18 protein-coding genes and 1 pseudogene are annotated in these 25,285 nt (G+C 61.8%); 7 read left to right on the plus strand and 12 right to left on the minus strand.

Annotated features, from left to right (window positions below; translation table 11 throughout):
- Positions 1-30: 30 nt before the first annotated feature.
- Positions 31-1,239: a D-mannonate dehydratase ManD gene (manD, locus tag AWB68_RS16045; RefSeq protein WP_087645340.1), complete on the minus strand. Its 1,209-nt coding sequence runs from the start codon at positions 1,237-1,239 to the stop codon at positions 31-33.
- A gap of 95 nt (positions 1,240-1,334) precedes the next feature.
- On the opposite strand from manD, the gene AWB68_RS16050 reads away from it, so the two are divergent.
- Positions 1,335-2,804: a mannitol dehydrogenase family protein gene (locus AWB68_RS16050; RefSeq protein WP_087645341.1), complete on the plus strand. Its 1,470-nt coding sequence runs from the start codon at positions 1,335-1,337 to the stop codon at positions 2,802-2,804.
- A gap of 470 nt (positions 2,805-3,274) precedes the next feature.
- The gene (locus AWB68_RS16055; RefSeq protein WP_087645342.1) at positions 3,275-5,695 is read left to right on the plus strand and encodes a phosphoketolase family protein; all 2,421 of its coding nucleotides are present in this window, start codon (positions 3,275-3,277) and stop codon (positions 5,693-5,695) included.
- 772 nt (positions 5,696-6,467) lie between these two features.
- Here AWB68_RS16055 and AWB68_RS16065 read toward each other — a convergent pair.
- From AWB68_RS16065 to AWB68_RS16095, 8 genes are all read right to left on the minus strand, one after another.
- The gene (locus AWB68_RS16065; protein WP_087645344.1) at positions 6,468-7,595 is read right to left on the minus strand and encodes a zinc-dependent alcohol dehydrogenase family protein; all 1,128 of its coding nucleotides are present in this window, start codon (positions 7,593-7,595) and stop codon (positions 6,468-6,470) included.
- The gene (locus tag AWB68_RS16070) at positions 7,592-9,256 is read right to left on the minus strand and encodes an acetolactate synthase large subunit (protein ID WP_087645345.1); all 1,665 of its coding nucleotides are present in this window, start codon (positions 9,254-9,256) and stop codon (positions 7,592-7,594) included. The genes AWB68_RS16065 and AWB68_RS16070 overlap by 4 nt, the downstream gene beginning before the upstream one ends.
- Positions 9,257-9,317: 61 nt before the next feature.
- On the minus strand, positions 9,318-11,306 hold the full coding sequence (locus AWB68_RS16075; protein WP_087645346.1) for an acyl CoA:acetate/3-ketoacid CoA transferase: 1,989 nt from the start codon (positions 11,304-11,306) through the stop codon (positions 9,318-9,320).
- A 589-nt stretch (positions 11,307-11,895) separates the two neighbouring features.
- Positions 11,896-13,089: a phytanoyl-CoA dioxygenase family protein gene (locus tag AWB68_RS16080; RefSeq protein ID WP_087645347.1), complete on the minus strand. Its 1,194-nt coding sequence runs from the start codon at positions 13,087-13,089 to the stop codon at positions 11,896-11,898.
- Positions 13,090-13,244: 155 nt separating this feature from the next.
- The gene (locus AWB68_RS16085; RefSeq protein WP_087645348.1) at positions 13,245-14,033 is read right to left on the minus strand and encodes a COG4705 family protein; all 789 of its coding nucleotides are present in this window, start codon (positions 14,031-14,033) and stop codon (positions 13,245-13,247) included.
- Between the two features lie 121 nt (positions 14,034-14,154).
- Positions 14,155-14,346, minus strand: coding sequence for a hypothetical protein (locus AWB68_RS16090; RefSeq protein ID WP_087645349.1), 192 nt, complete (start codon positions 14,344-14,346; stop codon positions 14,155-14,157).
- A 53-nt stretch (positions 14,347-14,399) separates the two neighbouring features.
- The gene (locus tag AWB68_RS46520; RefSeq protein ID WP_125482947.1) at positions 14,400-14,693 is read right to left on the minus strand and encodes a hypothetical protein; all 294 of its coding nucleotides are present in this window, start codon (positions 14,691-14,693) and stop codon (positions 14,400-14,402) included.
- Positions 14,694-14,980: 287 nt separating this feature from the next.
- Complete coding sequence (locus AWB68_RS16095) at positions 14,981-15,703, minus strand: glycosyltransferase family 2 protein (RefSeq protein ID WP_087645350.1); 723 nt, start codon at positions 15,701-15,703, stop codon at positions 14,981-14,983.
- A 340-nt stretch (positions 15,704-16,043) separates the two neighbouring features.
- Between AWB68_RS16095 and AWB68_RS16100 the strand changes: the two genes are divergently transcribed.
- A complete protein-coding gene (locus tag AWB68_RS16100) occupies positions 16,044-16,928 on the plus strand; it encodes a manganese catalase family protein (protein WP_087645351.1) in 885 nt (294 codons plus the stop codon).
- Positions 16,929-17,164: 236 nt separating this feature from the next.
- Here AWB68_RS16100 and AWB68_RS50795 read toward each other — a convergent pair.
- Positions 17,165-17,371: pseudogene (locus tag AWB68_RS50795) on the minus strand (alcohol dehydrogenase catalytic domain-containing protein); the annotation flags it as partial.
- A 343-nt stretch (positions 17,372-17,714) separates the two neighbouring features.
- Here AWB68_RS50795 and AWB68_RS16115 point away from each other — a divergent pair.
- Positions 17,715-18,206, plus strand: coding sequence for a hypothetical protein (locus tag AWB68_RS16115; RefSeq protein ID WP_087645353.1), 492 nt, complete (start codon positions 17,715-17,717; stop codon positions 18,204-18,206).
- Positions 18,207-18,437: 231 nt separating this feature from the next.
- Positions 18,438-20,216, plus strand: a complete 1,779-nt coding sequence (locus tag AWB68_RS16120; protein ID WP_087645354.1) for an ABC transporter transmembrane domain-containing protein — start codon at positions 18,438-18,440, stop codon at positions 20,214-20,216.
- Positions 20,217-20,266: 50 nt separating this feature from the next.
- Here AWB68_RS16120 and AWB68_RS16125 read toward each other — a convergent pair whose 3' ends face one another.
- The gene (locus tag AWB68_RS16125; protein ID WP_087645355.1) at positions 20,267-21,193 is read right to left on the minus strand and encodes a LysR family transcriptional regulator; all 927 of its coding nucleotides are present in this window, start codon (positions 21,191-21,193) and stop codon (positions 20,267-20,269) included.
- A gap of 109 nt (positions 21,194-21,302) precedes the next feature.
- Between AWB68_RS16125 and AWB68_RS16130 the strand changes: the two genes are divergently transcribed.
- Positions 21,303-22,391 (plus strand): tartrate dehydrogenase, encoded by a 1,089-nt coding sequence (locus AWB68_RS16130; protein ID WP_087645356.1) that lies wholly within the window; start codon positions 21,303-21,305, stop codon positions 22,389-22,391.
- A gap of 775 nt (positions 22,392-23,166) precedes the next feature.
- Positions 23,167-24,477 carry an MFS transporter gene (locus AWB68_RS16135; protein ID WP_087645357.1) on the plus strand — a complete coding sequence of 437 codons (1,311 nt, stop codon included), beginning with the start codon at positions 23,167-23,169 and terminating at the stop codon, positions 24,475-24,477.
- Between the two features lie 88 nt (positions 24,478-24,565).
- Here AWB68_RS16135 and AWB68_RS16140 read toward each other — a convergent pair whose 3' ends face one another.
- Positions 24,566-25,207 carry a DsbA family oxidoreductase gene (locus AWB68_RS16140; protein ID WP_087645358.1) on the minus strand — a complete coding sequence of 214 codons (642 nt, stop codon included), beginning with the start codon at positions 25,205-25,207 and terminating at the stop codon, positions 24,566-24,568.
- Positions 25,208-25,285 lie beyond the last annotated feature (78 nt).

The raw sequence follows: 25,285 nt of genomic DNA on the forward strand, positions 1-25,285 counted from the left end.
TGCTCCTTGGTGTCTTTTTGGGCTCGGTACTTACCAGTTCCACAGCGTGCCGTCTTCGAGCCGAGCGACCGGCAGGTACGCCGGGTCGTATGGATAGCGCGCAGCCGCTTCCTCATCGATATCGACGCCATGTCCCGGCGCCTCGCCCGGATGCATCATGCCGCGATCGAACGTCCACGCATGCGGGAACACATCGAGCGCTTCCTTCGGAAAGCCCATGTATTCCTGCACGCCGAAGTTCGGCACCCACAGGTCGAAGTGCAGCGCAGCGCCCATGCAAACCGGCGACAGATCCGACGGCCCGTGACAACCCGTGCGCACCTGATAAAGCGAAGCGAAATCGGCGATGCGCTTCAGGTGCGTGATGCCACCCGCATGCGTCAACGTTGCGCGGATATAGTCGATCAACTGCTCTTCGATCAGTTGCTTGCAGTCCCAGATGCTGTTGAACACTTCACCGACCGCGATCGGCGTGACCGTGTGTTCGCGGATCAGGCGGAAGCCCGCCTGGTTCTCGGCGGGCGTCGGGTCTTCCATCCAGAAGAGCCTGTATGGTTCGACCGATTTGCCGAGGCGTGCCGCTTCGATCGGCGTGAGCCGGTGATGCACGTCGTGCAGCATGTGCGAATCGAAGCCGAACTTGTCGCGCACTGCTTCAAAGAGCTTCGGCACGAAGTCGAGATATTTTTCCGTCGACCAGCTTTGTTCCTCGACCGCGCCCTTGGTCGCCGGCTCGTACATGCCGCTGCCCTTGGACACGCCGTACACCGAGCGCATGTTCGGCACGCCGCACTGGATGCGGATCGCCTTGTAGCCCTGTTCGAGGTGCTCTTCGTAGCGGTCGAGCGCTTCGGGAATGTCGCGGCCCGTCGCGTGCCCATAGACCATCACGCCCTCACGCGACGCACCGCCCAGCAACCGATACAGCGGCAAATTAGCCACTTTGCCCAGAATGTCCCAGAGCGCCATGTCGACGGCGGCGATCGCGCTCATCGTGACCGGGCCGCGGCGCCAGTAGGCGCCCTTGTATAGAAATTGCCAGATATCCTCGATGCGTCCCGGATCGCGACCGATCAGGAGCGGACACACATGGTCCTTCAGATACGACGCCACCGCGAGTTCGCGGCCGTTCAGCGTGGCATCGCCGATGCCGTACACACCCTCGTCCGTCACCACCTTGAGCGTGACGAAGTTGCGGCCCGGACACGTGACGATCACATCGGCGCGGACGATTTTCATGGGGATTTCCTTGAGTGGCATTCGATGGAACCGATGCTACCATACAAGTATATTCAATCGTCAACAGCGGGTTTTCCCGCCCCTCGGACCTGAACATGACCGCCAATTCACTGCTTTGCCGCAACGCGCTCCCTTCATTGACAGACCATGTGCTGGCGCCGGCGTGGCGCGATCCGCGTATCGGCATCGTTCATCTGGGGATCGGCAACTTCCATCGGGCGCACGAGGCCGTCTATACAGAAGAGGCGATGCTCGCGGCCGGTGGCGACTGGGGTATTTGCGGCGTGACGTTGCAAGGCGACGTGAGCAAGCGCGATGCCCTGATGGCGCAGGACGGTTTGTATAGCGTGGTCGAACGCGGGCCAGAAGGCGTGCGCGTGACGGTGATTCGCGCGCTCAAGGAAGTGCTCGCGATGCCGCACGATCGTGCGCGTCTGTTCGAATTGCTGGCCGATGACAACGTGCGCATCGTCTCGCTGACGGTCACTGAAAAGGGCTACTGCCGCGATACGAAAACCGGCGACGTCGACCTGAACCACGCCGGGATCGTGCACGATCTGGCTCATCCGGACGAAGCGTCGACCGTGCCCGGCATCCTTGCCGCCGCGCTCAGGCAAAGGCGCGACGCCGGCACGCCCCCCTTCACCGTGCTTTCATGCGACAACCTCTCGCATAACGGTGCGGCCTTGAAGCAGGCAGTCGTGTCGTTCGCGCGCATGCTCGACCGCAAACTCGCCGACTGGATCGACGCGCATGTCGCGTTCCCGTCGACGATGGTGGATCGCATCGTCCCCTCCACCACCGATGCCGATCGCGAAGCGGCGCTCAGCGCGTTGCAGACAAAAGACGCCGTGCCCGTGCCGTGCGAGCCGTTCCGTCAATGGGTGATCGAAGACCGCTTTCCGGCGGGGCGTCCGGCATGGGAGGAAGCCGGCGCACAACTCGTCGAGGACGTGATGCCGTTCGAACTCGCCAAGCTGCGCATGCTCAACGGCACGCATTCAACGCTCGCGTATCTCTCGATGCTCGCGGGCTTCACGACGATCGACGAAGCCATCGCGCACGCGCCTTTGAAAGCGCTGATCCACGCGATGATGACGCACGAGATCGCGCCGACGCTCGACGTGCCGCCCTCGTTCGACATCCTCGCCTATCGCGACGCGCTGCTCGCGCGCTATGCCAACGCGGCGCTCAAGCATCGCACCGCGCAGATCGCGATGGATGGCAGCCAGAAGATCCCGCCGCGTCTGCTCGCAACGATCGAGGCGCGCCTGAACGCGGGTCAATCGATCGAGCGGCTTGCGCTGGCCGTCGCGGCATGGCTCGTGTTCCTGCGCGGCCATGCCGATGACGGCACGCGTTACGACATCAGCGACCCGATGGCTGCCCGCCTGACGGCGAACGTCCCTGGCGATCCGGAACAACTCGTCGAAACGATGCTGGCGATCAAGGAAGTGTTCTCGCCAGAACTGGCGAACCGCGAAGCGTTTCGGCGACCGCTGCTGGACGCAGTCACGCTGCTTCAACGTGGTGCGCGACAAGCCATTGCGATGCAGAGAAATTGACGAGACACGCCGTGGCGACCTCGTTCACGTCATACGCGATCACACCGCCCGCGTGAAACACGAAGCGCCGCCGACCCGCACCTGGAAATGCAGCTCGTCGTATGCATGGTTCATCGCACCGGCGCACCCGCCTTTGCCCCAAAGTCCATGCTTCGAGCGAGGCACCCTTTGTGCGCGATCGTATTACGATGGACGCGCGGCGTCCGGTCTGCACCCACGCGCTCATGTTTCATGACGCGAAACGCACCGCCATTGCATGATCGTTCTTTGAAAAAACTCGAAGGCTGATGGCGATTAAAGAAACCTCGCTCTCGTAGGAACTTGCCATTTCGGTTGGTCTCCAAATCGGAGCGTATCGGAGTTGCATCCGCGTGGACGCGCAACGAGACGCCCTCAATCGAGTTTTCGCACCGGTTACTTGCCGCCGCCCCGCCGGACCCGCGCTACCCCAGCACCGAAAGGAGAGGCAATTGAACACTTACGATCGTCCAAACGCTAACGCGCGCACCGAGGCTGTCGACTCCGAAAGCGCCCCCCTTTCTCCCGACCAATTGCAGAAAATGAACGCCTACTGGCGCGCATGCAATTACCTGTCGGTCGGCATGATCTATCTGCGCGCAAACCCTTTGTTGCGCGAGCCATTGCAGCCGGAGCACATCAAGCGGCGCCTGCTTGGACACTGGGGCTCGGACCCGGGACAGTCGTTCGCATGGGTGCATCTGAACCGTCTGATCGTCGAGCGGGACCTGAACGTCTTGTTCATCTCGGGACCGGGTCACGGCGCACCGGCGACGCTCGCGAATTCGTATCTCGAAGGCTACTACTCCGAAATCTATCCCGACCGCAGCGCGGACAGCGCCGGCATGCTCAAGCTGTTCCGGCTCTTCTCGTCGCCGGGCGGGATCGGTTCGCACTGCACGCCCGAAACGCCGGGGTCGATTCACGAAGGCGGCGAACTGGGCTATAGCCTCTCGCATGGCTTCGGTGCGGCATTCGACAATCCGGACCTGATCGTCGCGGTGATGGTCGGCGACGGCGAGGCCGAAACCGGGCCGCTCGCCACCTCCTGGCATTCGAACAAATTTCTCAACCCGGTGCAGGACGGCGCGGTCTTGCCGATCCTTCATCTGAACGGCTACAAGATCGCCAATCCGACCATTCTCGCGCGCATTCCGCGCGAGGAGCTCGAAGCCCTGTTCATCGGCTATGGCTACCAGCCGTATTTCGTCGAAGGACACGACCCCGCCGAGATGCACCAGCGCATGGCGTCCACGCTCGCGCGCTGCGTCGACGAGATCAAGGCCATCCAGGCGCATGCGCGTGACAACAACGATGCGACACGGCCGCGCTGGCCAATGATCGTGCTGCGCTCGCCCAAAGGCTGGACTGGCCCGAAAGAGGTCGATGGACACAAGGTGGAGGACTTCTGGCGTTCGCATCAGGTGCCCGTGCTCGATCCAGCGACGCGCGACGAAAGCCTGAAGGTGCTCGAAACCTGGATGCGCAGCTATGAACCCGAAACGCTGTTCGACGAGCACGGCCAGTTGATCGCCGAGCTGCGCGCGCTCGCGCCGCAGGGGGAGCGGCGTATCAGCGCAAATCCGCATGCGAATGGCGGACGCTTGCGTCACGCGCTGACGCTGCCGGATATTCGCGACTACCGCTTCGACGTAAAGGAGCCTGCCGCCGTGTATCACTCGCCAACGGCTGTGCTCGCCACGTATCTGCGCGACGTCGTCCGCAACAACATGTCGACGTTCCGCCTGTTCGGTCCCGACGAGACGGCCAGCAACAAGCTCGATGGTGTCTACGAGGCTTCGGGCAAGCGCTGGATCGCGGAATACAAGCCCGAGGACAGCGACGGCGGCGCGCTCGCCGTCGACGGCCGCGTGATGGAAATGCTGAGCGAGCATACGCTCGAAGGCTGGTTCGAAGGCTACGTGCTCACTGGCCGACATGGCCTCTTCGCCACCTACGAAGCGTTCGTGCACGTGATCGACTCGATGTTCAACCAGCACGCGAAATGGCTGGAGAAATCGAAGAAGGAACTCGACTGGCGCGCACCGGTTCCGTCGATCAATCTGCTTATCACATCGCTCGTCTGGCGCCAGGATCACAACGGCTTCACGCACCAGGACCCGGGCTTTCTCGATGTCGTCACGAACAAGAGCCCCGAGGTCGTAAGGATCTATTTGCCACCGGACGCGAACTGCCTGCTGAGTGTCGTGGAGCACTGCCTGTGCTCGCGCGACTACGTGAACGTGATCGTCGCCGACAAGCAGCCTCATCTTCAATACCTGAACATGCAGGACGCCATCGTGCACTGCACGAAGGGTATCGGCATCTGGGATTGGGCATCGACCGATGAAGGACACGAACCGGACGTCGTGATGGCCTGCGCCGGCGATATCGCGACGATGGAATCGCTCGCCGCCGTCGAAATATTGAAGGCGCAATTTCCCGACTTGCGCATTCGCTTCGTGAACGTCGTGGACCTGTTCCGCCTGATGCCCGAGAGCGATCATCCGCATGGCCTGTCCAACCGCGATTTCGATTCGCTGTTCACGCGCGACCGCCCCGTGATCTTCAACTTCCACTCGTATGCGACGCTCGTGCACAAGCTTACGTACAACCGCACGAATCACGAAAACATGCACGTGCACGGCTATCGCGAGAAGGGCAATATCAACACGCCGTTCGAACTGGCGATCATCAACGAGGTGGACCGTTACACGCTCGCGATCGACGTGATCGACCGCGTGCCCAGGCTGCGCGATTCAGGCGCGCACGCGAAGAACTGGCTGAAGGATCAGATCATCGAAAGCATCCGGCACGCGCATGCGGAAGGCATCGACCGGGAGGATATCCGCAACTGGGTTTGGAAGGGTTGAATTTGCCGCTGGCGCTTGGGGTTGGGCGGGGGTGGGGTTGGGGTTGGGTTGGGGGTTACACCGTTTGATGCGCTCAGGCTTCCATGGAATTTGTATTCTTAGCGGTTTATTAGCTCTGCCCCTGTCCGGGGCGGGACTCACTTTCTTTGCTGCTGCAAAGAAAGTAAGCAAAGAAAGCAGCTTCACAACGCCAATTCTTGCCATGCCCCGCTAGCCCGTTCCCACGGAGTGGTCCAACCGGGGGAGTGTCGTTAGCGGGGTTTGATCGTTGTTGGCATGTAGACAAGGCGCGCACGTCGCACCGCTATACGGAGTGGAACAGCAGTCATTCATCCGTCTTTGCACTTCGTGCCCGACGACAGGTTTGCAAGTGGTGGTGAATTGAAGCATGCGGCAGTACGAAGTACGACGCAGATTCACCGATGGGTTTCGGTTTTACCTAACGGGTGAGCGCGTAGCGCGAGGCGGGATGTATGACTGCTGGTCCACTTCGTATGGCGGTGCGACGTGCGCGCCTCTTCTACATGCCAACAACGATGAAACCCCGCTAACGACACTCCCCCGGTTGGACCACTCCGAGGGGACGGGCTAGCGGCGCATGGCAAGGATTGGCGTTGGAAAGCTGCTTTCTTTGCTTACTTTCTTTGCAGCAGCAAAGAAAGTGAGTCCCGCCCCGGACAGGGGCAGAGCCAATAAACCACAAAGAAAACAAGTTCCATAGAAGCGCAAAAACATCAAACGGCGTAAACACCCCACCCCCAAGCGCCAGCGGTCAATCGAACACCACCACCTGCCGGATTGCCTTGCCTTCGTGCAGCAGATCGAAACCGCGGTTAATCTCCTCGAGCTTCATGCGCCCCGTGAGCAGCTTGTTCACCGGCAAGCGGCCCTGTGCATACAGATCGACAAAGCGCGGGATGTCGCGCGACGGCACGCATGTCCCGATATAACTGCCCTTCAACGTGCGCTCCTCAGCGACGAGACTGACCGCGGGCAGCGGCCAAAGCGCGGTTGACGGCGGCAGGCCGGCTGTCACGGTCATTCCGCCGCGTCGCGTAATGCGATACGCCAAATCCAGCGCACGAATCGACCCGGCAAACTCGAACGCGAACTCGACGCCTCCCGAACTCAGCGCGCGGATCTGCTCCGCCGCATCGTCCTGACCCGCGTTGACCGTGTGCGTGGCGCCGAGGAGCCGCGCCTGCTCCAGCTTGTCTTCGGCCAGATCGATCGCGATGATCTGTCGCGCGCCCGCCGCATGCGCACCGATGAGCGCCGCCAGACCGACGCCGCCCAGGCCGATCACCGCAACCGAGGCGCCGACTCGCACTTGCGCCGTATTGACCACCGCGCCGACGCCGGTCAGCACGGCGCAGCCGAACAGCGCGGCTTCGTCGAGCGGCACGCCGCGATCGATCTTCACGACGGAGCGGCGCGACACCGTCGCGTACTCGGCAAACACCGAGCATCCGAGGTGATGGTTCAACGCTTCGCCGCCGCGTGTGAGACGCCGCTCGCCGGACAACAGCGTGCCGGCGCCGTTCGCCGCCGCACCGGGTTCGCACAGGGCTGGCCGCCCTTCCGCACATGGTGCGCAATGGCCGCAGCTCGGCACGAACACGACGACCACGTGATCGCCAACCTTGAGGTCGGTCACACCCGCCCCCAGCTCCTCGACGACACCCGAGGCTTCATGTCCGAGCGCCATCGGCATCGGACGGGGCCGGTCGCCGTTGATCACGGAGAGATCAGAGTGGCAGAGACCTGCCGCCGCGATCTTGATCAGCACCTCATCGGGGCCGGGCGGTGCAAGTTCGATCGCTTCGATGCGCAGGGGACGCGAGTCGGCGTACGGCAGTGCCGCACCCATTGCCTGCAAAACAGCTGCCTTGATTTTCATTGTGCGACCTCATTAACGCGGTTTCTGAGTTCGTCGACGAGTACGCGGCTGTTCTCCGAGTAGTCGACGGGAACGATGACGAGCTGCACCCCACCCTCGCGGAATGCCGCCTCCAGCGCCGGTGCCAGTCCTTCGGCCGATTCGACGCGTCGTCCTTTCGCGCCGTAGGCTTCGGCATACTTGACGAAGTCGGGATTGCCGAACGTGAGGCCCCAATCGGTGAAGCTGTCGACGGCCTGCTTCCAACGGATCATGCCGTAAGCGTCGTCCTGAATGATCAGCACGACGAGGTTCAGCTTCAGCCGCACGGCCGTCTCGAGCTCTTGCGAGTTCATCATGAAGCCGCCGTCGCCGCACACCGCCATCACGCGTCGGCCGGGATAGAGCAGCGCCGCCATCATCGCCGATGGCAGGCCTGCTCCCATCGTGGCCAGCGCATTGTCCAGCAGCAGCGTGTTGGCGCTGCGCGTTCGATAGCAACGGGCGAACCAGATCTTGTACATGCCGTTGTCGAGTGCGACGATGCCCTCGGCGGGCATGACTTCGCGCACGTCGTGGACGATACGTTGCGGCGTGAGCGGAAAGCGCGATTCGTCGGCGCGATCGAGCGTGCGCTTCAGGATACCTTCGCGCAATGGCGCGAGCGCGGCCGCGTTGGGCAGCTTTCCTTGAACGCGATCGGCGAGCCGCGCAAGGCTCAAGCCCAGGTCGCCCACGACTTCCGCATGCGGGAAGAACACTTGCTCGACGTTGGCCGGCGTGTAGCCGACATGGATGACCTTGGGCCCCTTCGGCCCCATGATGAACGGTGGTTTTTCGACTGTGTCATGCCCGATCGCGAGAATCAGGTCGGCGCGGTCGATCGCTTCGTGCAGGTAGTCGCGTTCACTCAGCGCGGCCGTGCCCATCCATAGTTCCGTGGCTTCCTCACGGCCCACGGCCGCCACCGTGCCCTTACCCATCTGCGTGTTGAAGAACGGAATGCCGGTGCGCCGGATGAAGTCGGTCAACTGGCCCACGAGCCGCGGCCGGTTGCTGGCCGCGCCGAACATCACGAGCGGCCGTTCGGCTTGCATCAGCAATGCCGCAGCCCGTTCGATGGCGGCATCGTGGGCCACCGGCAGTTCGACGGGATGCACGGGAACGATGGTCACGTCGTCGTTCACTTCGACGGCGGCCACGTCCTCGGGCAATTCCAGGTGGACGGGACCAGGACGCTCTTCCGCCGCCATCCGGAACGCATCGCGCACGACAGTCGGAATGCTGGCCCCGCTCACGATCTGCCGCGAGGCTTTAGTGAGCGGCTTCATCGTCGCGACGATGTCGACGATCTGAAAGCGCGCCTGGCGCGAGGTCATGATCGCCTTCTGGCCGGTGATCAGCACCATCGGCATTGCGCCAAGCTGCGCATAGGCCGCACCCGTGACGAGATTCAGCGCGCCGGGGCCGAGTGTCGCCATGCAAACGCCGGGTGTTCCGGTGAGGCGGCCATGAGTCGCCGCCATGAACGCTGCAGACTGTTCATGCCGCGTCACGATGAGCTGGATACTCGAGCGTCGCAGCGACTCGACCACGTCGAGGTTTTCCTCGCCCGGCACAGCAAAAATGCGATCGACGCCTTCATTCTCCAGCGCCTTCACGAATAAATCGGAAGCTTTCATCGGCAATCTCCTTGAATTTCAAATCACGGTTGATCGGGATGGAACGCGCAACGCAGCGTGCTCATCCACGTACGTTTCGTGGGGCGTCGACAATCGACTCTTGAGCGACGTCCTCGCGCCGGCTAGCGACGAACGCAGCCGCTTCCGTGTGTGTCCTGAAAATCTGCGATGCGGAACCTGAATCTCGATCGCACAACGCTGCACCCAGCTTCATGCGCATGAACGCGCTCGTGGTGAAGCGCGTGGCCGAGTGGTAAAACCTCGACTGCAAGTCCCTCGCCATGTCGAAGTACGCATCCGCTATCGAATCGTCGAGCCTGCATCCGTCATAGTTGACGATCAGCGAGACTTGATGGCCGATGCTCTCACAAAGCGCCTCCATCACGCGACGCACACTTGCGACATCGTCCGTCGAGCGAATCCCGATGCCTTCAAAGTTCACGAACAGGGTATTTCTTTCGGCGTCGTAGCTGAGGCGGCTGCGCAACTGGCGTTCGAACAGGATCGTCGACAGGTTGAGGATCTGCGGCAGGAAAATTCGCGGGTCCATTGATCGGACATTGCGCACGATCGGCGCGAAGTCCATATGCGCGAGCACATCGCGCTCGAGATCGATGCCGGGTGCGAGTTCCGTCAACTCAAGCCCTTCAGGCACGCGCCGAAAGACGCAGCGCTCGGTCACATAGAGCACGGGTTGACCGCGTTCGGCCGCGAGCGATCCGTTGAACGTGATCTGCTCGACGGATTCGACGAACTTCTTCTTCGTGCCTTCCGTGACAATCTTAAGACGCCCGCCTTCCACCCGTACATCGAGACCGCCCGCCGTGAACGTTCCCGCGAATATCACGCAACGGGCGTTCTGACTGATGTTGATGAAACCGCCGGCGCCCGCGAGTCGCGGCCCGAAGCGACTGACGTTGACGTTGCCGCAACGGTCGACCTCGGCCATGCCGAGGCACGCGAGATCGAGGCCGCCTCCGTCGTAGAAGTCGAACTGCTGGTTCTGATGCAGTAGCGCATCGACATTGATCGCCGCGCCGAAATCCAGTCCGCCCTGAGGCATGCCACCGATCACGCCCGGTTCCGCAGTCAAGGTCAGGTGACTCAGCAGGCGCTCTTCTCCCGCCACGGCGCCAACGACTTCCGGGACGCCGATGCCCAGGTTGATCACCCCGCCCAGCGGCAATTCGAACGCGCATCGGCGTGCGATCACTTTTCGCTCGTCGAGGGCGGGGCTTTTCATCGCCCCGACCGCGACTTTCGTCTGCGCCGAGAACGCCGGGTTGTACGCCGTGCCGTAGGTCTGAGGCTGAGCACCGGGACGCGCGAGAACGACACGGTCGACCAGGATGCCGGGAACCACGACCGCTCGCGGATCGAGCGTCCCGCTTGCAACGATGTTTTCCACCTGGGCGATCACCAGGCCGTTCGAGTTGTGCGCGGCCATCGCCGCCGCTTGCGCGTCGAGCACGAGCGCTTCGCGTTCCATTGTGATGTTGCCTTCGGGGTCGGCCGTCGTCCCGCGGATCAGCGCAACGTTGAGCGGAAAGACTTTATAGAGGAGCCAGGTCTTGCCGTCGATCTCGATGGTGCTGACCAGGTCTTCAAGCGTGCACGCGTTGATCTTGCCGCCGCCGTGGCGCGGATCGACGAAGGTGCCGAGGCCAACCTGAGTCAGCGTGCCGGCCCGATGCGCCGCGATGTCCCGGTAGAGATGCGACATGACGCCGAGCGGCAGGTTGTACGCCTCGATCAGATTCTCAGTCGCCATCCGGGCGAGCTTCGGGACCAGCGACCAATGTCCGCCGATTGCCCGCTTGACCAATCCCGGCAACGCGATCCGGTTGAGTCCCTGATCCTTGCCGTCACCCGGCGCGGCGGCGAAGACCAAGGTCAGGTCGCGAGGCATGCCCGCACTCGTGAACCGTCGTTCCAGCGCGATGAGGAGTTCGTCCGGCGTACCGATACCGACAAAGCCCGAGCAGCAGACGGCATCACCATCGCGGATCAATCCGATCGCTTCGTCAGCGGTCACAATCTTGTCTTTCATGGCGGGGTCTCAAGTGGCGACTCGGCGCTTGCCGGACGCGGGGCGGTGCGATCGGGCCCTGTTGATCGAATCGGCCGTGAGAATTCGTCCGGCCGGTCGACTACATATTGAGCGCAAACTGCGGAAGACTCGAACAATGCGTCGAGCATAATAAAAAGCCCGCCATGGCGCGGGCTTCGAAACCAGACGGTGAGACGAAAGGCACGACGCTTTCCGGGAATCTCGGCGAACAAATCTTTGCGGCGCGTCGTTTGCCAGCTTGGAGAGTCGCCGGGTTCAGGACCGCAGTACCGTCTTGACCGTTTGCGCGTTCAACTGGCAAGTCGTTGAGGACCGCTCACATGGCGCTTGGGGTCACGTTCATCGCAGACTGCAAGTTCGCCGATGCAGCCCACGATGCCTGCTGGGGAGAATAAGGAAAGATTGACCGCTCGTGAAATAAATTCTTCGTGGGTCGGTCATTCAATGCCATTGCGAAGATTTGCTGCATTGCACCAATGGACCCATCATACGGCACTCTCGATAGCCGTCAAGCGGACATTTTTATAATTTGGCTTTTCGATCCAGCCGAGGCCGCCAGCCCCCTGAATCACGCGGTGCGCTGTCGCGTGGCGTAATCGTTCAAAGCCAGCGTGAAGCGGGCGGGCTCCCAATCCTCGGCAAGCGCACGGTGCATGAGTTCCTGCTGGCTTTCCGGCGCCAACCCGCCGACCGGTGGGTCGCGGTCGAGATTGGTGGGGAACGGGTAACCTTCCGCGCAGGATGCGATTACCGCAGCGGCTTCGGCATCACGGATTCGCCCCGACGCACGCCGCTTGCGCAATTCCGGATAAACCGCCTCGCACATTCTCCTGCGGTCGAGCGCTTCCATCGCCCGGCCATAAGCCGACGAGACCTGCAGCAGGTTCGCCATGCGTTGTACGTCCGCGGTGCGGTTCGCGCCAGCCGCATGGAACAACGCGGGATTGAAAAACACGGCATCGCCCTTCGAGAGCGGCAGTTGTACGAAATGCGCCTCGAAATATTCCCGGAAATCAGCGCGACGCCATGCGAGATATCCCTCGGCATATCGCTGCGAATACGGCAGGAGCTTCGTCGGACCGCTCTCAACCGGCATGTCGCCATGTGCGACCGCGCCCTGGAGCGTGAGGAAGGGCGACATCCGATGCACGTGCGCAGGATAGCGTTCGGCCTTTTCAGCCGTCTGGAAGCCAAGATGGTAATCGCGATGTGCCTCTTGAGCGGCACCGCCGGGGCGCACCACGTTGACCTGTGACGTCATCTGATAGCACGGTCCAAGCCACGCTTCCGACACAAGCATGAGCAACGGATTCGAGAAGTAATCCGTGAATACCGCGGGCGCTCGCAGGCAGAGCTTCTCCTGGGCGTTCCAGACACGGTCGTTCGCGCCCGCCTTGGCGAAATGATCGGCTCCGCCTGCGCCTTGCTCCTGCTCACTGCGGATAATGGATTCGAAAACAGCCGTGGCGTCGTCGACAGGTCTTGTATCGGCGAATGCTTGTCGAAGCACCAGCACCCCCGCGCCGTCGTGGAAGACGCGAGCCCATTCCGCCTGCAACTGCGCTTTCTGGGAAGCATCGCGCGTAATGCCTTCGAGCTGCCTGCAATCGTAGATGGGAATCCGCTGCGTAACTTCCGCCGCATAACGCGTCGGACGATTGTCATCGGCCTCCAGGAGTTCGATGAACTCATCCAGGGCGCAGTCGCGCTCGCGGTACCAGTTCTGCGCCCGTTGTTCGATACGTCCCTCGCTCGCGCCCATGTCCCTCTCCTGTTTATGCGTCAAGCATAGTCTCGGGGATCGCCAGCGGGGTATCATTAATCCATCAAAAACACATCAAATCAGAGGGGGCCCGCGGTGGCCTCACTGCCCATTGAAGTCGCTGAGGCGACCCGCCGTAGACTCGATGCACGCCGTCAAACTGGCTCCGTTGTTCTCGCTGCTCGTTGTGGAATGAGCGCCACGCTCACGACCATGAACGCGAGCAGGATCAGCGACGCATACAGGCGGCTCACGTGCAGGCCGCCCTGCGCCACGGGCTTGTCGAGCCAGTCGCCGAGCGTCGCGCCTAGCGGTCGCGTCAGAATGAACGCGGCCCAGAAGAGCGCGGTGCGCGACATCACCGCCCGGAAGTAGAGCGCGGCGACGATGACAAGGCCCGCGCCGAAGATCAGCGCGCCGGATTCGTAGCCGAACCCCAAGCCGCCGCGGTCGTTGCCCGCAATCCAGTCGCCGAGCGCCGTGCCCAGCGTCTGCGAGAACAGGATCGTGATCCAGTAGAACCATTCGGCCTTCGGGGTCGTGACGCTTTGAACGGCGACGTCGCCTTCGGCCCAATACCAGACTGCGAGACTCGCGGCAAGCAATCCGGCGACGATCGCGACGCCGCCGGGATAGCCCAGGCCAAGCGATCGATCAGCAAAGTCGGCCATTGTGGTTCCGAGCGTAGTCGTCGCGACAATGGTTGCCCAATACAGAAACGGCCGAAACTGATCAGCCTTGATCTGTCCTGAAACAAGGCCGATGAATATCAAAGCGAAGATTGCCGAACCGATCAGATACCCAAGGTTCAGCGACATCGTGACCCAGTCGCCACCGGTTTCGCCGAGCGTCGTCGCAGCGATCTTGATGACCCAAAAGCCGAAGGTAAGCTGAGGAACTTTGCTGATCGCGTAATGCGCCGGGGTGCGCACGTCGTTTGTCATGTCGAATGCCTTTCATTGGAAATGGGACTGCAACTCGCCTGGAAAGCCTTTGCGGCACAGGGCGCCCGCCCCTCCTTTACAGCGCGGCGTCCCGCTTCGAGTGGTATCGGGATAAGGGAAGTCAGCTTGCGTCGACCTCGACGTGCTCGGGATGAAGCCCAATTTCGTTGGCCGCCTTTTCGACTGCTTGCGACGAATCGAATGCCCCGAGAACGCCGATTTCCTCGGTCCCGAGAAAGAGCCGACCAGCCCATTGGCCGCCTGGGCCGCAGTAGATGCGCAGCGTGATTGCGTCGGAATCTGGTTCAAGCATTGATACTCCGTCGGATAACTTTTGCGGCGCGCCAGGCGCTGTGATTTTCGTTGTCATTTCGAACCGTTCGCGAATTCAATGGCGGCTTGCTTGGCACGTTCACGCGCCTCTGCCTCCGTTTCGAATTGCTCCTCCAGTTGGTGCGCAGCGCTGACCGGCATGTGGCCCGTCTTCCTCCGATATTCATCTACCGAAAAGCGAGGACGCCACTTTCCCGTATCGTGAGTGAGGTCCGCGCTGTACCAGACCATCTTCACGGTTCCACGTACCGAGATTTTGATGGCCAACGCTCCATTCGGATGAATCGGCTTACCGGACGCCGGTTCGCGCTCAAATAATCCTTGCATGAATCGTGACCTGGTTTGCCAAGGGCGCGATAAAACGCCGAGTTATAAGCACGGGGCGGTGTGAGTCAGCGCGACAGCGGTTTGTCGAGCGCGTAACATAACGCGCGCTCCGCTGCGCGATGCCAGGATTGTCCCGCCCTTTCGCTTAAGTATTGCTTAAGGAAAATGGCCGTTGCTTTTGGCGCTCGGTCAAAAGGGTAAGCAGATCCAGTCAACCAACATGGGGAGGAGGTGCTTCCGGTGCTCACAAGTAGCGAGGCCGCGCGCTTGTCACCCGCAATCGATGTTCAACCTGGTTCCCCGCTGGTCGGGCTGGCAAGCGCACCGGCCCATGCCGAGCTTGCGTACTGCCGGCTTATTCGTTCACTCACCGCGCGTAAAGTTGCGCCGAATCCTTTCTCTGCCCGAGAATCAACGCGCGCACTCGTCACCACCCGGGCCGCCGCGCTCCATGCGATTTCGGCGCCGTCGTCGATCAAGGCGCGAATGAGCGCAACGTCTTCGTTCCACGCGACTGGCGGAAAGCCGCCAACGCGCAGATAGGCGGCAGCCGTCAAACCCAGGTTCGCGCCGTGGATATGACGGTGGCCGTCCGCATCGGTATAGGTGGTGACGAAGTCCTCACGTACAGCTTCGTGATGCCCTGTCCAGTCGTCGATCTGAATCACACCGCATACCACCTCGGTATTGCACCGAAGTTGACACGCAAGCCAGTCATCGGCGACTACGCAATCGGCATCGGTAAATGCGAGCCATTGCGCCCCGCAGGCCAACGCGACCCGCGCGCCTTCCGCTCGGGCGATGCCGACGTTCCGCGCTGTCACGCGTATCGTCGCGGCGCCGCAGGCTCGGGCCAGGGCCGCGGTCGCGTCGGTACAACTGTCGACCACCACAAACGCCCGGACGACATAGCCATCCAACTCAGGGTGCCGTCCCGCGCGTAACACCGACTCAATGCATGCCGCGATGTTCGCCGCTTCGTTATGGGCAGGAATAACGACACCGATCATTTTTATTCTCCGATGACATTGCAATCAGCGTCGGCGTTCAAAGTCCTGTGCCAATGGATCTTCAAGGGCAAGCGGCATGCCCAGTCGCTGCTTTGCGCGTGCCCGGGAACGCGCCATGCGTAACGCTCCAGGCTGTTGTCATCGTCCAGGCGGTCCGCTGCCATTTGCCAGAGTCGCTGACTCTGAGAACCGGGTACCCGTCCAAGCGGGTGCTTCACGACCAAGGGGTCGTGAATGCCGCCCGGTGCGTCATCGGTGAATTCATCGAAGCAACCACGCCGCGCGGTGTTCCCCGGCCGCAGGCTTCGACGCGTCCACCATTTGTCTCGAGGAGAGATTCATGTTCGTGCATAACAAGCGCCTCCAATACACCGTGCGCGTCGCCGCGCCCAATCCGGGTCTCGCCAACCTCCTGTTGGAGCAGTTCGGCGGACCACAAGGCGAACTGGCGGCCGCGTGTCGATATTTCACCCAGGCAGTCGGCGAGGACGATCCTGGCCGGAAGGATTTGCTTTTCGACATCGCGACGGAAGAGCTGAGTCACCTCGAGATCATCGGGTCGATCGTGGCGATGCTCAACAAGGGCGCAAAGGGGCAGTTGGCGGAGGCTGTGGAATCGGAAGCCGAGTTATATCGGTCACTCACGTCAGGCGGGAACGACTCGCACACGACAGCCTTGCTCTATGGCGGCGGTCCGTCGCTCACGAACTCGGCAGGCGTGCCCTGGACCTCGGCCTACATCGACACGATCGGCGAGCCGACCGCCGACCTGCGCTCGAACATCGCGGCCGAAGCGCGGGCGAAGATCGTCTATGAACGGCTCATCAATGTGACCGACGACCCGGGAATCAAGGAAACGCTCGGCTTCCTGATGACCCGCGAGATTGCGCACCAGAAGTCGTTCGAGAAGGCGTTGCACTCTATTCAGCCCAACTTTCCGCAAGGCAAGTTACCAGGGGTGCCGGAATTTACAAGCGTGTATTACAACATGTCCAAGGGAGAGGATCGTGAGGAGGCCACGCGTGGGCCCTGGAATGAAGGCCCGGAGTGGACCTTCATTGATGATCCACAACCCGCCGTCGATGGTGGCGATGGGCTCGCAACAGTCGGGGTATCGGCCGAAGACGTGAAGGTTCTTCAGGCAATGGCGTCGCGCACCGCCTCGGACACGAGCGTTGATCCGACAACTGGTGCGGATCTCGGAGCCGGCGCGGCGGTGGCTTAGCGAGCGCTAAAACCACGAGGGCGCCCCGTTGGGGCGCCCTCGATTCGACCACCATTCTTCGCGTGCGACGTTGACGCTTCAGAAGGAAAAATCGGGCTTTCTCAAGCGTTCTCGGTCAAGGCTTCAGCATGACCTTGATGCAACCATCCTCCTTGTCGCGGAATGTCTTGTACCTTCCCGGTCCCTCTTCGAGTGGAACGGTGTGCGTAATGACGTTAGGGTACTGCGCTCGAACCCGAGAAATTCCCTCGCTTGCATTGGTCGCCGTGGCCGCAGAAGATCGTAAAAGGAACCACCACGCGGTCTCCAACCTTCAGTGCCTTGTTCTCGGCGCCGACCCCCACGACCTCGCCCATGAATTCGTGGCCCATGATGTCACCGCTTTTCATGGTCGGCACGAATCCGTCGAAATATCGACGAAGGTGCTTCGCGGATTCAGCAAAGCATGTTCCGCAGCCTTTAAGCGGGAAAGCGAGCGATGCGAGGTTGTTTGGCTATGTGGCAATTCCATTGGAAAACCGTGGGGATTCGCACTGTCCGACCGCATCTATCGCGGAAGAATGACTACATCACTACCGTGAGCCACTGAGCGCGCACTTGTGTTCAGCGCGCCCCAAGAAGATTTTGCCGAAGTGCGACGACGCAACAGTATTTTTGCCTTCGGAGGAAATGTGCGTAACAATAGGATTTGGTCCCACGCGATATCTGGTCGATTTAAGGGTCATCTTCGGACTCTTATTTAAATCACGCTGTGGGGGACTCGTCGCCTATAGGAGATCGGAGTAGATGTTCGAGCGTTTAGTGCGGGTCAACGCGGCGTCGGATGAATCACAAGAAGTGCTCACTGCACGTAAAGTGGCCGCAATCGTGGCGACGCTGACGACCGATATTACGGGGTTTTCGAAGTTCGACCATCGGGTTCTCCCTAGGAACTTCGCGGACAAACTTGTCGGTTACATGCACGGATTCAGCCTCACGATCTGTGCCGCCTGGCGAATCACGGAACCCGGCGTGCCGCGCGCCGCAACGCGGATCGCCGCGAGTTTCGTTTTGCCGCACGTCGAGGCACACTACCTGGACCAGATCGTCAACGAAATTGGCTCGTGCGCCGAATTCTCCGCTGGACGCGAAGCGGGACTCGCGGATGGGAATCGCTATGTCGCTACCGGACGAAGAGGCACCGCTTTGATCGAGATGCTGATGGATCGAACCGGCGCCGCGGTTGCGCCTTTCGAAACCGATCGGGGCCTTTCCGGTCAGGTGAGCCAGGAAGCTTAAAGACCCGCCCGCGGTCATTGCGGATGATTGCCTCGCTCATTCGCCCCCGGCCGGATTATCAATTGTCGGGCAACCGTATGGTTTGCCGTCGATCATCGCGTATTGGCTTCCCTGACAACCGATCGATCCGAAGGCACGCGTGGATGAGCGCCAGGCCTGTACGTGGACACCGCCTTCGAATCCCCCAGACTGGCACAATCGAGGAAATACTCGATCCGCCAGGGAATCTTCATGCCAGACGACGTCCCGTCTTCGCCGCGTATCGGCCCCCTGTTTGCCCTGTTTCCCTTCGTGCGCCCTTATGCCGTTCGCTGGGCGCTCGCGTTCCTGGCGTTGGTGACGTCGGCGGGTGCCACCCTCGCGCTTCCGGTGACGTTCAAATACCTGATTGACCGGGGCTTCGCCGCGGGCGACCGGTCGCACATCGATCGCTATTTCCTCGCGCTATTCGTCGTTTCGCTCGTACTGGCCGGCGCCACGGCGCTGCGCTTCTACCTCGTATCGTGGCTGGGCGAGCGGGTCACGGCCGACTTGCGGCGTGCCGTCTACGACCACGTGCTGGAGATGAGTCCGCAGTTCTTCGAGACCACTCAGACCGGAGAGGTGCTGTCGCGGCTCACCACCGATACGACGCTGATCCAGACGGTGGTCGGCACCAGCCTGTCGATGGGCTTGCGCAACTTCTTCCTGCTCACCGGCGGCGTGACGATGTTGGCGGTGACCAGCCCCGTGCTGTCGGGCTACATCATCGCGACGCTGGTCGTGGTGGTCGCGCCGATTGTCATGTTCGGACGTCGCGTGCGGCGGCTCTCGCGTGCGAGCCAGGACAAGGTGGCAAACGCGAGCGCGCTGGCGAGCGAGGTGCTCAATGCCATGCCGACCGTGCAGTCGTATGTGCAGGAGCCCTTTGAGGCGCGACGCTTTGCCGGCGCGGTTGAACTGGCCTTTGAAACAGCGCTCAACCGCATTCGGGCACGCGCCTGGTTGACTGCCGTGGTGATCGTACTGGTGTTCTCAGCCATCGTGTTCGTCCTGTGGCTTGGGGCGCAGGCGGTGCTGGCGGGGCGGATGACGGCCGGCCAATTATCCCAGTTCATCCTTTATGCGGTGTTCACGGCGGGCGCCGTGGGAGCGGTCGCCGAGGTGTGGGGCGACCTGCAGCGGGCTGCCGGCGCCACCGAACGCTTGCTGCAACTGCTGACGGCGCGCTCGCCGGTGGTCGAGGCCAAGACCACGGTCGTGCTGCCGGCGCGCGGCGAAGGCATACGCTTCGACAATGTCACCTTCTCGTATCCGTCCCGTCCGGGCATCGCCGCGCTATCGGGTCTCTCGCTCGACGTTCGCGCGGGCGAGCATGTCGCGTTGGTTGGACCGTCCGGCGCCGGCAAGACCACGCTGTTCCAACTGCTGCTGCGCTTTTACGACCCGCAGACCGGCAGCATTCTGATCAACGGCGTCCCGACACGAGAGGTGCCGCTCGCCGAGTTGCGCAACGAAATCGGAGCCGTGCTGCAGGAATCGGCGATCTTTTCAGGCAGCGTGCTCGACAACATCCGCTACGGCGCGCCCGAAGCCACACTCGGGCAAGTGCAGCGCGCTGCCGAAATGGCCGCAGCAGCCGGCTTTATCGAAGAACTTCCGCAAGGCTATGACACGTTTCTAGGCGAGCGCGGCGTGCGCCTGTCTGGCGGACAGCGCCAGCGCATCGCGATCGCCCGCGCGATTCTGAAGAATCCGCCGATCCTGTTGCTCGACGAAGCGACCAGCGCGCTCGATGCGGCAAGTGAACGGCTGGTACAAAAGGCCCTGGACAATGCCGCGAAGAACCGCACGACGCTGGTCATCGCGCACCGCCTCGCTACCGTGCAACAAGCCGACCGCATTGTCGTGCTCGAGCAGGGCCGCATCGTCGCGCAGGGCCGTCACGCCGATCTCCTTCTCGACTCGCCGCTCTATGCGCAGCTTGCTGCCCTGCAGTTCGGCGAGCCTCTGGCGAGGCACACGGCATAGCACGGCGTCGTGCGCGATCACATTGACTCCGAGCGAAGACACGGAAACTTCTACGTCGACTCACCCGCCTCGCCTTTGAGTTCGAGCGCGATAAAGTCAACGAAAGCACGAATCCGGTTCGACATCTGATGCCGTTGAGAATAGACGGCGAAGATATCCGCGTTCGGCGTGTCGTGATCGGCCAGCACGCGGACAAGGGAGCCATCGGCCAGGTACTGCTTGATGTCCCATTCGGCGCGCATCAGGATGCCGTGCCCCTCTAGCGCCCACTTGACCGCGATTTCGCCGTCGTTCGTCGTCAGCGTGCCGTTGATCCGCACGGCTTCCGTTTTGCGCGACGCCCCTCTGCCCGATGTCAGGCGCCAGACGCCATACGCTTCGTCGCCCTGGCGAATGCCGATGCAGTTGTGTCGCGTCAGGTCGTGCGCGGTCAATGGCATCCCGCGCGACGCAACATAAGAAGGCGCCGCGCACAGCAACCGCCGATTCGCTGCAAGACGCCTTGCGACCACGCGGGTATCGGGCGGCTCACCGAATCGAATACAGACGTCGAATGCATCGTCGGTGAGCGGCGGCGGCGTGACCGACAACTGAAGCTGAACCGCTACTTGAGGGTATCGCGCGACAAACCGGGAGATCGCAGGCGCGACGTGGCTGCGCCCGAACCCGAGCGTCGCGTTGACGCGCAGCAATCCTTTCGGGCTCTTCTTCGCCGTTCCGAGCAACTCGGCCAGTTCATCGATCTCGTCGAGAATCCGGCGCGCGTGGGCGAGATACAGTTCGCCCTCCGGCGTCAGCATCATCCGGCGCGTGGTCCGGTTGATGAGCGCCACGCCGGCGCGGCTTTCCATCTGCGTCAGGCGCTTGCTGACCGCAGCCGCGGTCAGCCCCAGTTCGCGCGCTGCCGCGCTCAGGCTGCCAGACGCCGCAAGCGTCGAGAAAAAGCTCAAGTCGGCCGGCTGGACGGTGTCCCGCATCGCGCTCACTTGTGAATTGAAGTTAAGGATGCTTTGAGTCTAGCACCGGTTTTCGGCCATGGATGTGGGTAAAGTTCAGTCACACCCACAACAACTGAAGGACGGAGACATGAAAACCTATCGCATCGCAACCATCCCCGGCGATGGCATCGGCAAGGAAGTGGTTCCTGCTGGCCAGCAAGTGCTCGAAGCGCTCGCGAAAACCGGTCAGTCGTTCGGATTCGAGTTCGAAAACTTCGACTGGGGCGGCGACTATTACCGCGAGCACGGCGTCATGATGCCCGAGGACGGACTCGATGCGATCCGTGGCAAGGACGCAATCCTGTTCGGGTCGGCAGGCGATCCCGACATCCCCGATCACATCACGCTGTGGGGCCTGCGCCTGAAGATTTGCCAGGGCTTCGACCAATACGCCAACGTCCGGCCGACCCGCATCCTGCCGGGGATCGACGCGCCGCTCAAGCGCTGCAAGCCGGAAGACCTGAACTGGGTGATCGTGCGCGAGAACTCCGAAGGCGAATACTCCGGCGTAGGCGGTCGGGTCCACCAGGGACATCCGATCGAAGCGGCAACGGACGTGTCGATTCTGACGCGCGCCGGCGTCGAGCGGATCATGCGTTTCGCGTTCCGCCTCGCCCAATCGCGTCCGCGCAAGCTGCTGACCGTCATTACGAAGAGCAACGCCCAGCGCCACGCGATGGTGATGTGGGACGAGATCGCGCTAGAGATCTCGAAGGAGTTTCCGGACGTCACCTGGGACAAGGAACTCGTCGACGCGTCGACCGCACGCATGGTCAATCGGCCCCAGACGCTCGACACGATCGTCGCCACCAACCTGCACGCCGACATTCTCAGCGACCTCGCCGCCGCGCTTGCCGGCAGTCTCGGCATCGCGCCGACGGGCAATATCGATCCTGAGCGCCGCTACCCGTCGATGTTCGAGCCGATTCACGGCTCCGCGTTCGACATCATGGGCAAGGGCCTGGCCAATCCGGTCGGCACGTTCTGGTCGGTGGTGATGCTGCTGGAACACCTCGGTGAATTCGACGCGGCCAGGCGCGTGATGCACGCCGTCGAAGCTGTGACCGCCGATACGGGTCTTCATACGCGTGACCTTGGTGGCTCGGCGACCACGGCGCAGGTTACTGCTGCTGTTTGCGCCCTGCTCGGTGAGGTAGCGGTCCCCGCGGCAGCGTAAGAGCGGGTTTGGCACGGGGGTGGGCTGGGGCTGGGCGAGGTTTACGCCGTTTGATGCGCTCAGGCTTCTATGGAGCTTGTTTTCTTAGTGGTCTATTTGCTCTGCCCCTGTCCGGGGCGGGACTCACTTTCTTTGCTGCTGCAAAGAAAGTAAGCAAAGAAAGCAGCTTTCCCCCGCCAATCCTTGCCATGCGCCTCCAGACCGCTCCCTCGGAGTGGTCCAACCGGGGGAGTGTCGTTAGCGGAGTTTCATCGTTGTTGGCATGTAGAAGAGGCGCGCACGTCGCACCGCTACACGAAGTGGACCAGCAGTCATACATCCGGCCTCGCGCTACGCGCTCACCCGTCAGGTAAAACCGAAACCCGCTGCTGCTTCGCTACGTTTGCATGTCGAACGCCAATGCACCATTGATTCGCAATCCTTTCGTCGGGCACGAAGTGCCAGGACGGATGTATGACTGCTGTTCCGCTCCCTGTATTGGTATGACGCCCGTGCCTCTTCTACATGCCAACAACGGGGAAACCCCGCTAACGACACTCCCCCGGTTGGACCACTCCGAAAGAGCGGTCTAGCGGGGACTGGCAAGCATTGGCGGTGGAAAGCTGCTTTCTTTGCTTACTTTCTTTGCAGCAGCAAAGAAAGTGAGTCCCGCCCCGGACAGGGGCAGTGCAAATAAACCAATAAGAAAACAAGTTCCATAGAAGCCTGAGCGCATCAAGCGGTGTAAACAACCCAACCCCAAGCGCCAGCGCCCCCCACCCTCCAGGAGACAAAAATGATTTCCGATCTCGAAGCCCGGGTTTCCCGGAAGCTCATGCTGCGGATTATTCCGTTCGTGATGCTGCTTTACTTCGTCAGCTTTCTCGATCGCGTCAATGTGGGTTTCGCCGCGATCTCGATGAACAAGGCCATCGGCCTCTCCCCGACTGCCTTTGGCCTCGGCGGCGGCCTGTTCTTTATCGGCTACTTCCTGTTCGAGGTGCCGTCGAACCTGATCCTTCACAAGGTCGGCGCACGCAAGTGGATCGCCCGAGTGATGGTGTCGTGGGGCATCGTGTCGGCGGCCTCTGCGTTCGTCGTCGGACCCAACAGCTTCTACGCGCTGCGCTTCATTCTGGGCGTCGCCGAAGCGGGCTTCTTCCCCGGCATCATTCTTTACCTCAGCTTGTGGTTTCCAGGCCGGCAGCGCGCAGTCGCCGCGGCCTGGTTCATGGCCGCCGCGCCGATTTCCACCGCAATCGGCTCGCCGCTCTCCGGCGCGATCATGAAACTCCCGCCGATCGCAGGCTTTGCCGACTGGCAGATGCTCTACATCATCGAAGCCGTGCCCGCGATCATCCTCGGCTTCGTCGTGTTGAAGTACATGACGGACACGCCGTCGAAAGCCAAGTGGCTTCAGCCGGACGAGCGGGACTGGCTGATCGCGAAGTTGAAAATGGAAGCGGACGCCAAGCAGTCGCATGCCGGACACACCGCCGGTGCGCTCAGCGCGCTGCGCGATCCACGGGTCCTGGCGCTCGCGCTGATTTACTTCGGAACGTCAGCCGGACTCTATACGCTCGGCCTCTGGGCTCCGTTGATCATTCGCCAGTATGGGTTCGGTTCGTTCGAGACAGGGCTCCTGGCAGGCGTGCCGAGCATCCTGGCCGTGATCGCGATGATCCTCTGGGCCAGGCACTCGGACCGCACGGAAGAACGCACGTGGCATGTGGTCATCCCGTGTGTGGTGGCCTGTCTCGGATTCGTCTTTGCAGGCGGCGCCAGCAGCGCGTTGATGATCATTCTGGCGCTTGTCGTCGTGAACATCGGGATCAGCGCTGCCAAAGCGCCCCTGTGGGCGATGCCGAGCATGTTTCTGTCGGGTGCGGGCGCGGCGGCCGGAATCGCCATGATCAATTCGGTTGGCAATCTTGGCGGCTTTGTCGGTCCATTTGCGATCGGCTGGCTCAAGAACGTGACGGGTGGCTACTCGGCGGGCTTGTATGTCGTCGGTGCGACGTTGGCCGTGTCTGCCGTCGTCACGCTCATGCTGAGCCGGCAATCGAAGCAGGTGCCGGTCGCGGCCGGCGAGCGGCACGGCCACTGAATGAGCTGGAACGGGTGCGTGAGACCTGGCAGCGGCCGTTCGGTGTGTCACCGGCGGTCGCTGTGCGGTGTCAACGCGGGCGGCCCGCTTAAGCTTCGGCAAGAATCCGTTGTATGGCTTGCTCAAACGCTTCCACGGATTGTCCGCCGGTCACCAGATAGCGTTGGTTGAAAATGATCGATGGTACCGACTGGATCCCCATTTCCTGATACTTTCGCTCTTCGGCACGAACGTCATCGGCGTAGTCTCCGCGCCGCAATACGTCACTTGCTTCCGCCGCGTCGAGTCCCGCACTCTGTGCCGCTTCGACCAGCACTTCATGGTCGCTCGGGTCCCTGCCCTCCGCATGATAGGCCTGCAGCAACGCCCGTTTGAGCGGCACCTGCCTGCCCTTGATACCGGCCCAATGCATGAGGCGGTGCGCATCGAAGGTGTTATAGACCCGCGTACGCGGGCCAAACTGAAAGCCGACGCTCTCGCCGCGTTCGCGGATCATCGCTTGCGTTTCGGCGATCTGCGCCGGTGTGCGTCCGTATTTTCTGCCGAGATACTCGACGATGTCCTCGCCGTCCGGCCCCATCTGCGGGTTCAACTCGAAAGGATGCACGACGATTCGAGCGTCCACCGCGTCGCCCAGGCGCGATAGCGCAAGCTGGAGCGACGATAGGCCGATCGCGCACCATGGGCACGCGACATCGGAGACGAAATCGATTGTTAGCGGTTGAGTCATTGCTTTCCTGAGGGAATAACCTGTTGCGTCGTCGGCTTGTCTAGTAGCCGCAGCCGCGATAGGTTAGCCTGAATCGCC

This window comes from Caballeronia choica, from assembly GCF_001544535.1.
Classification (GTDB): Bacteria; Pseudomonadota; Gammaproteobacteria; order Burkholderiales; family Burkholderiaceae; genus Caballeronia; species Caballeronia choica.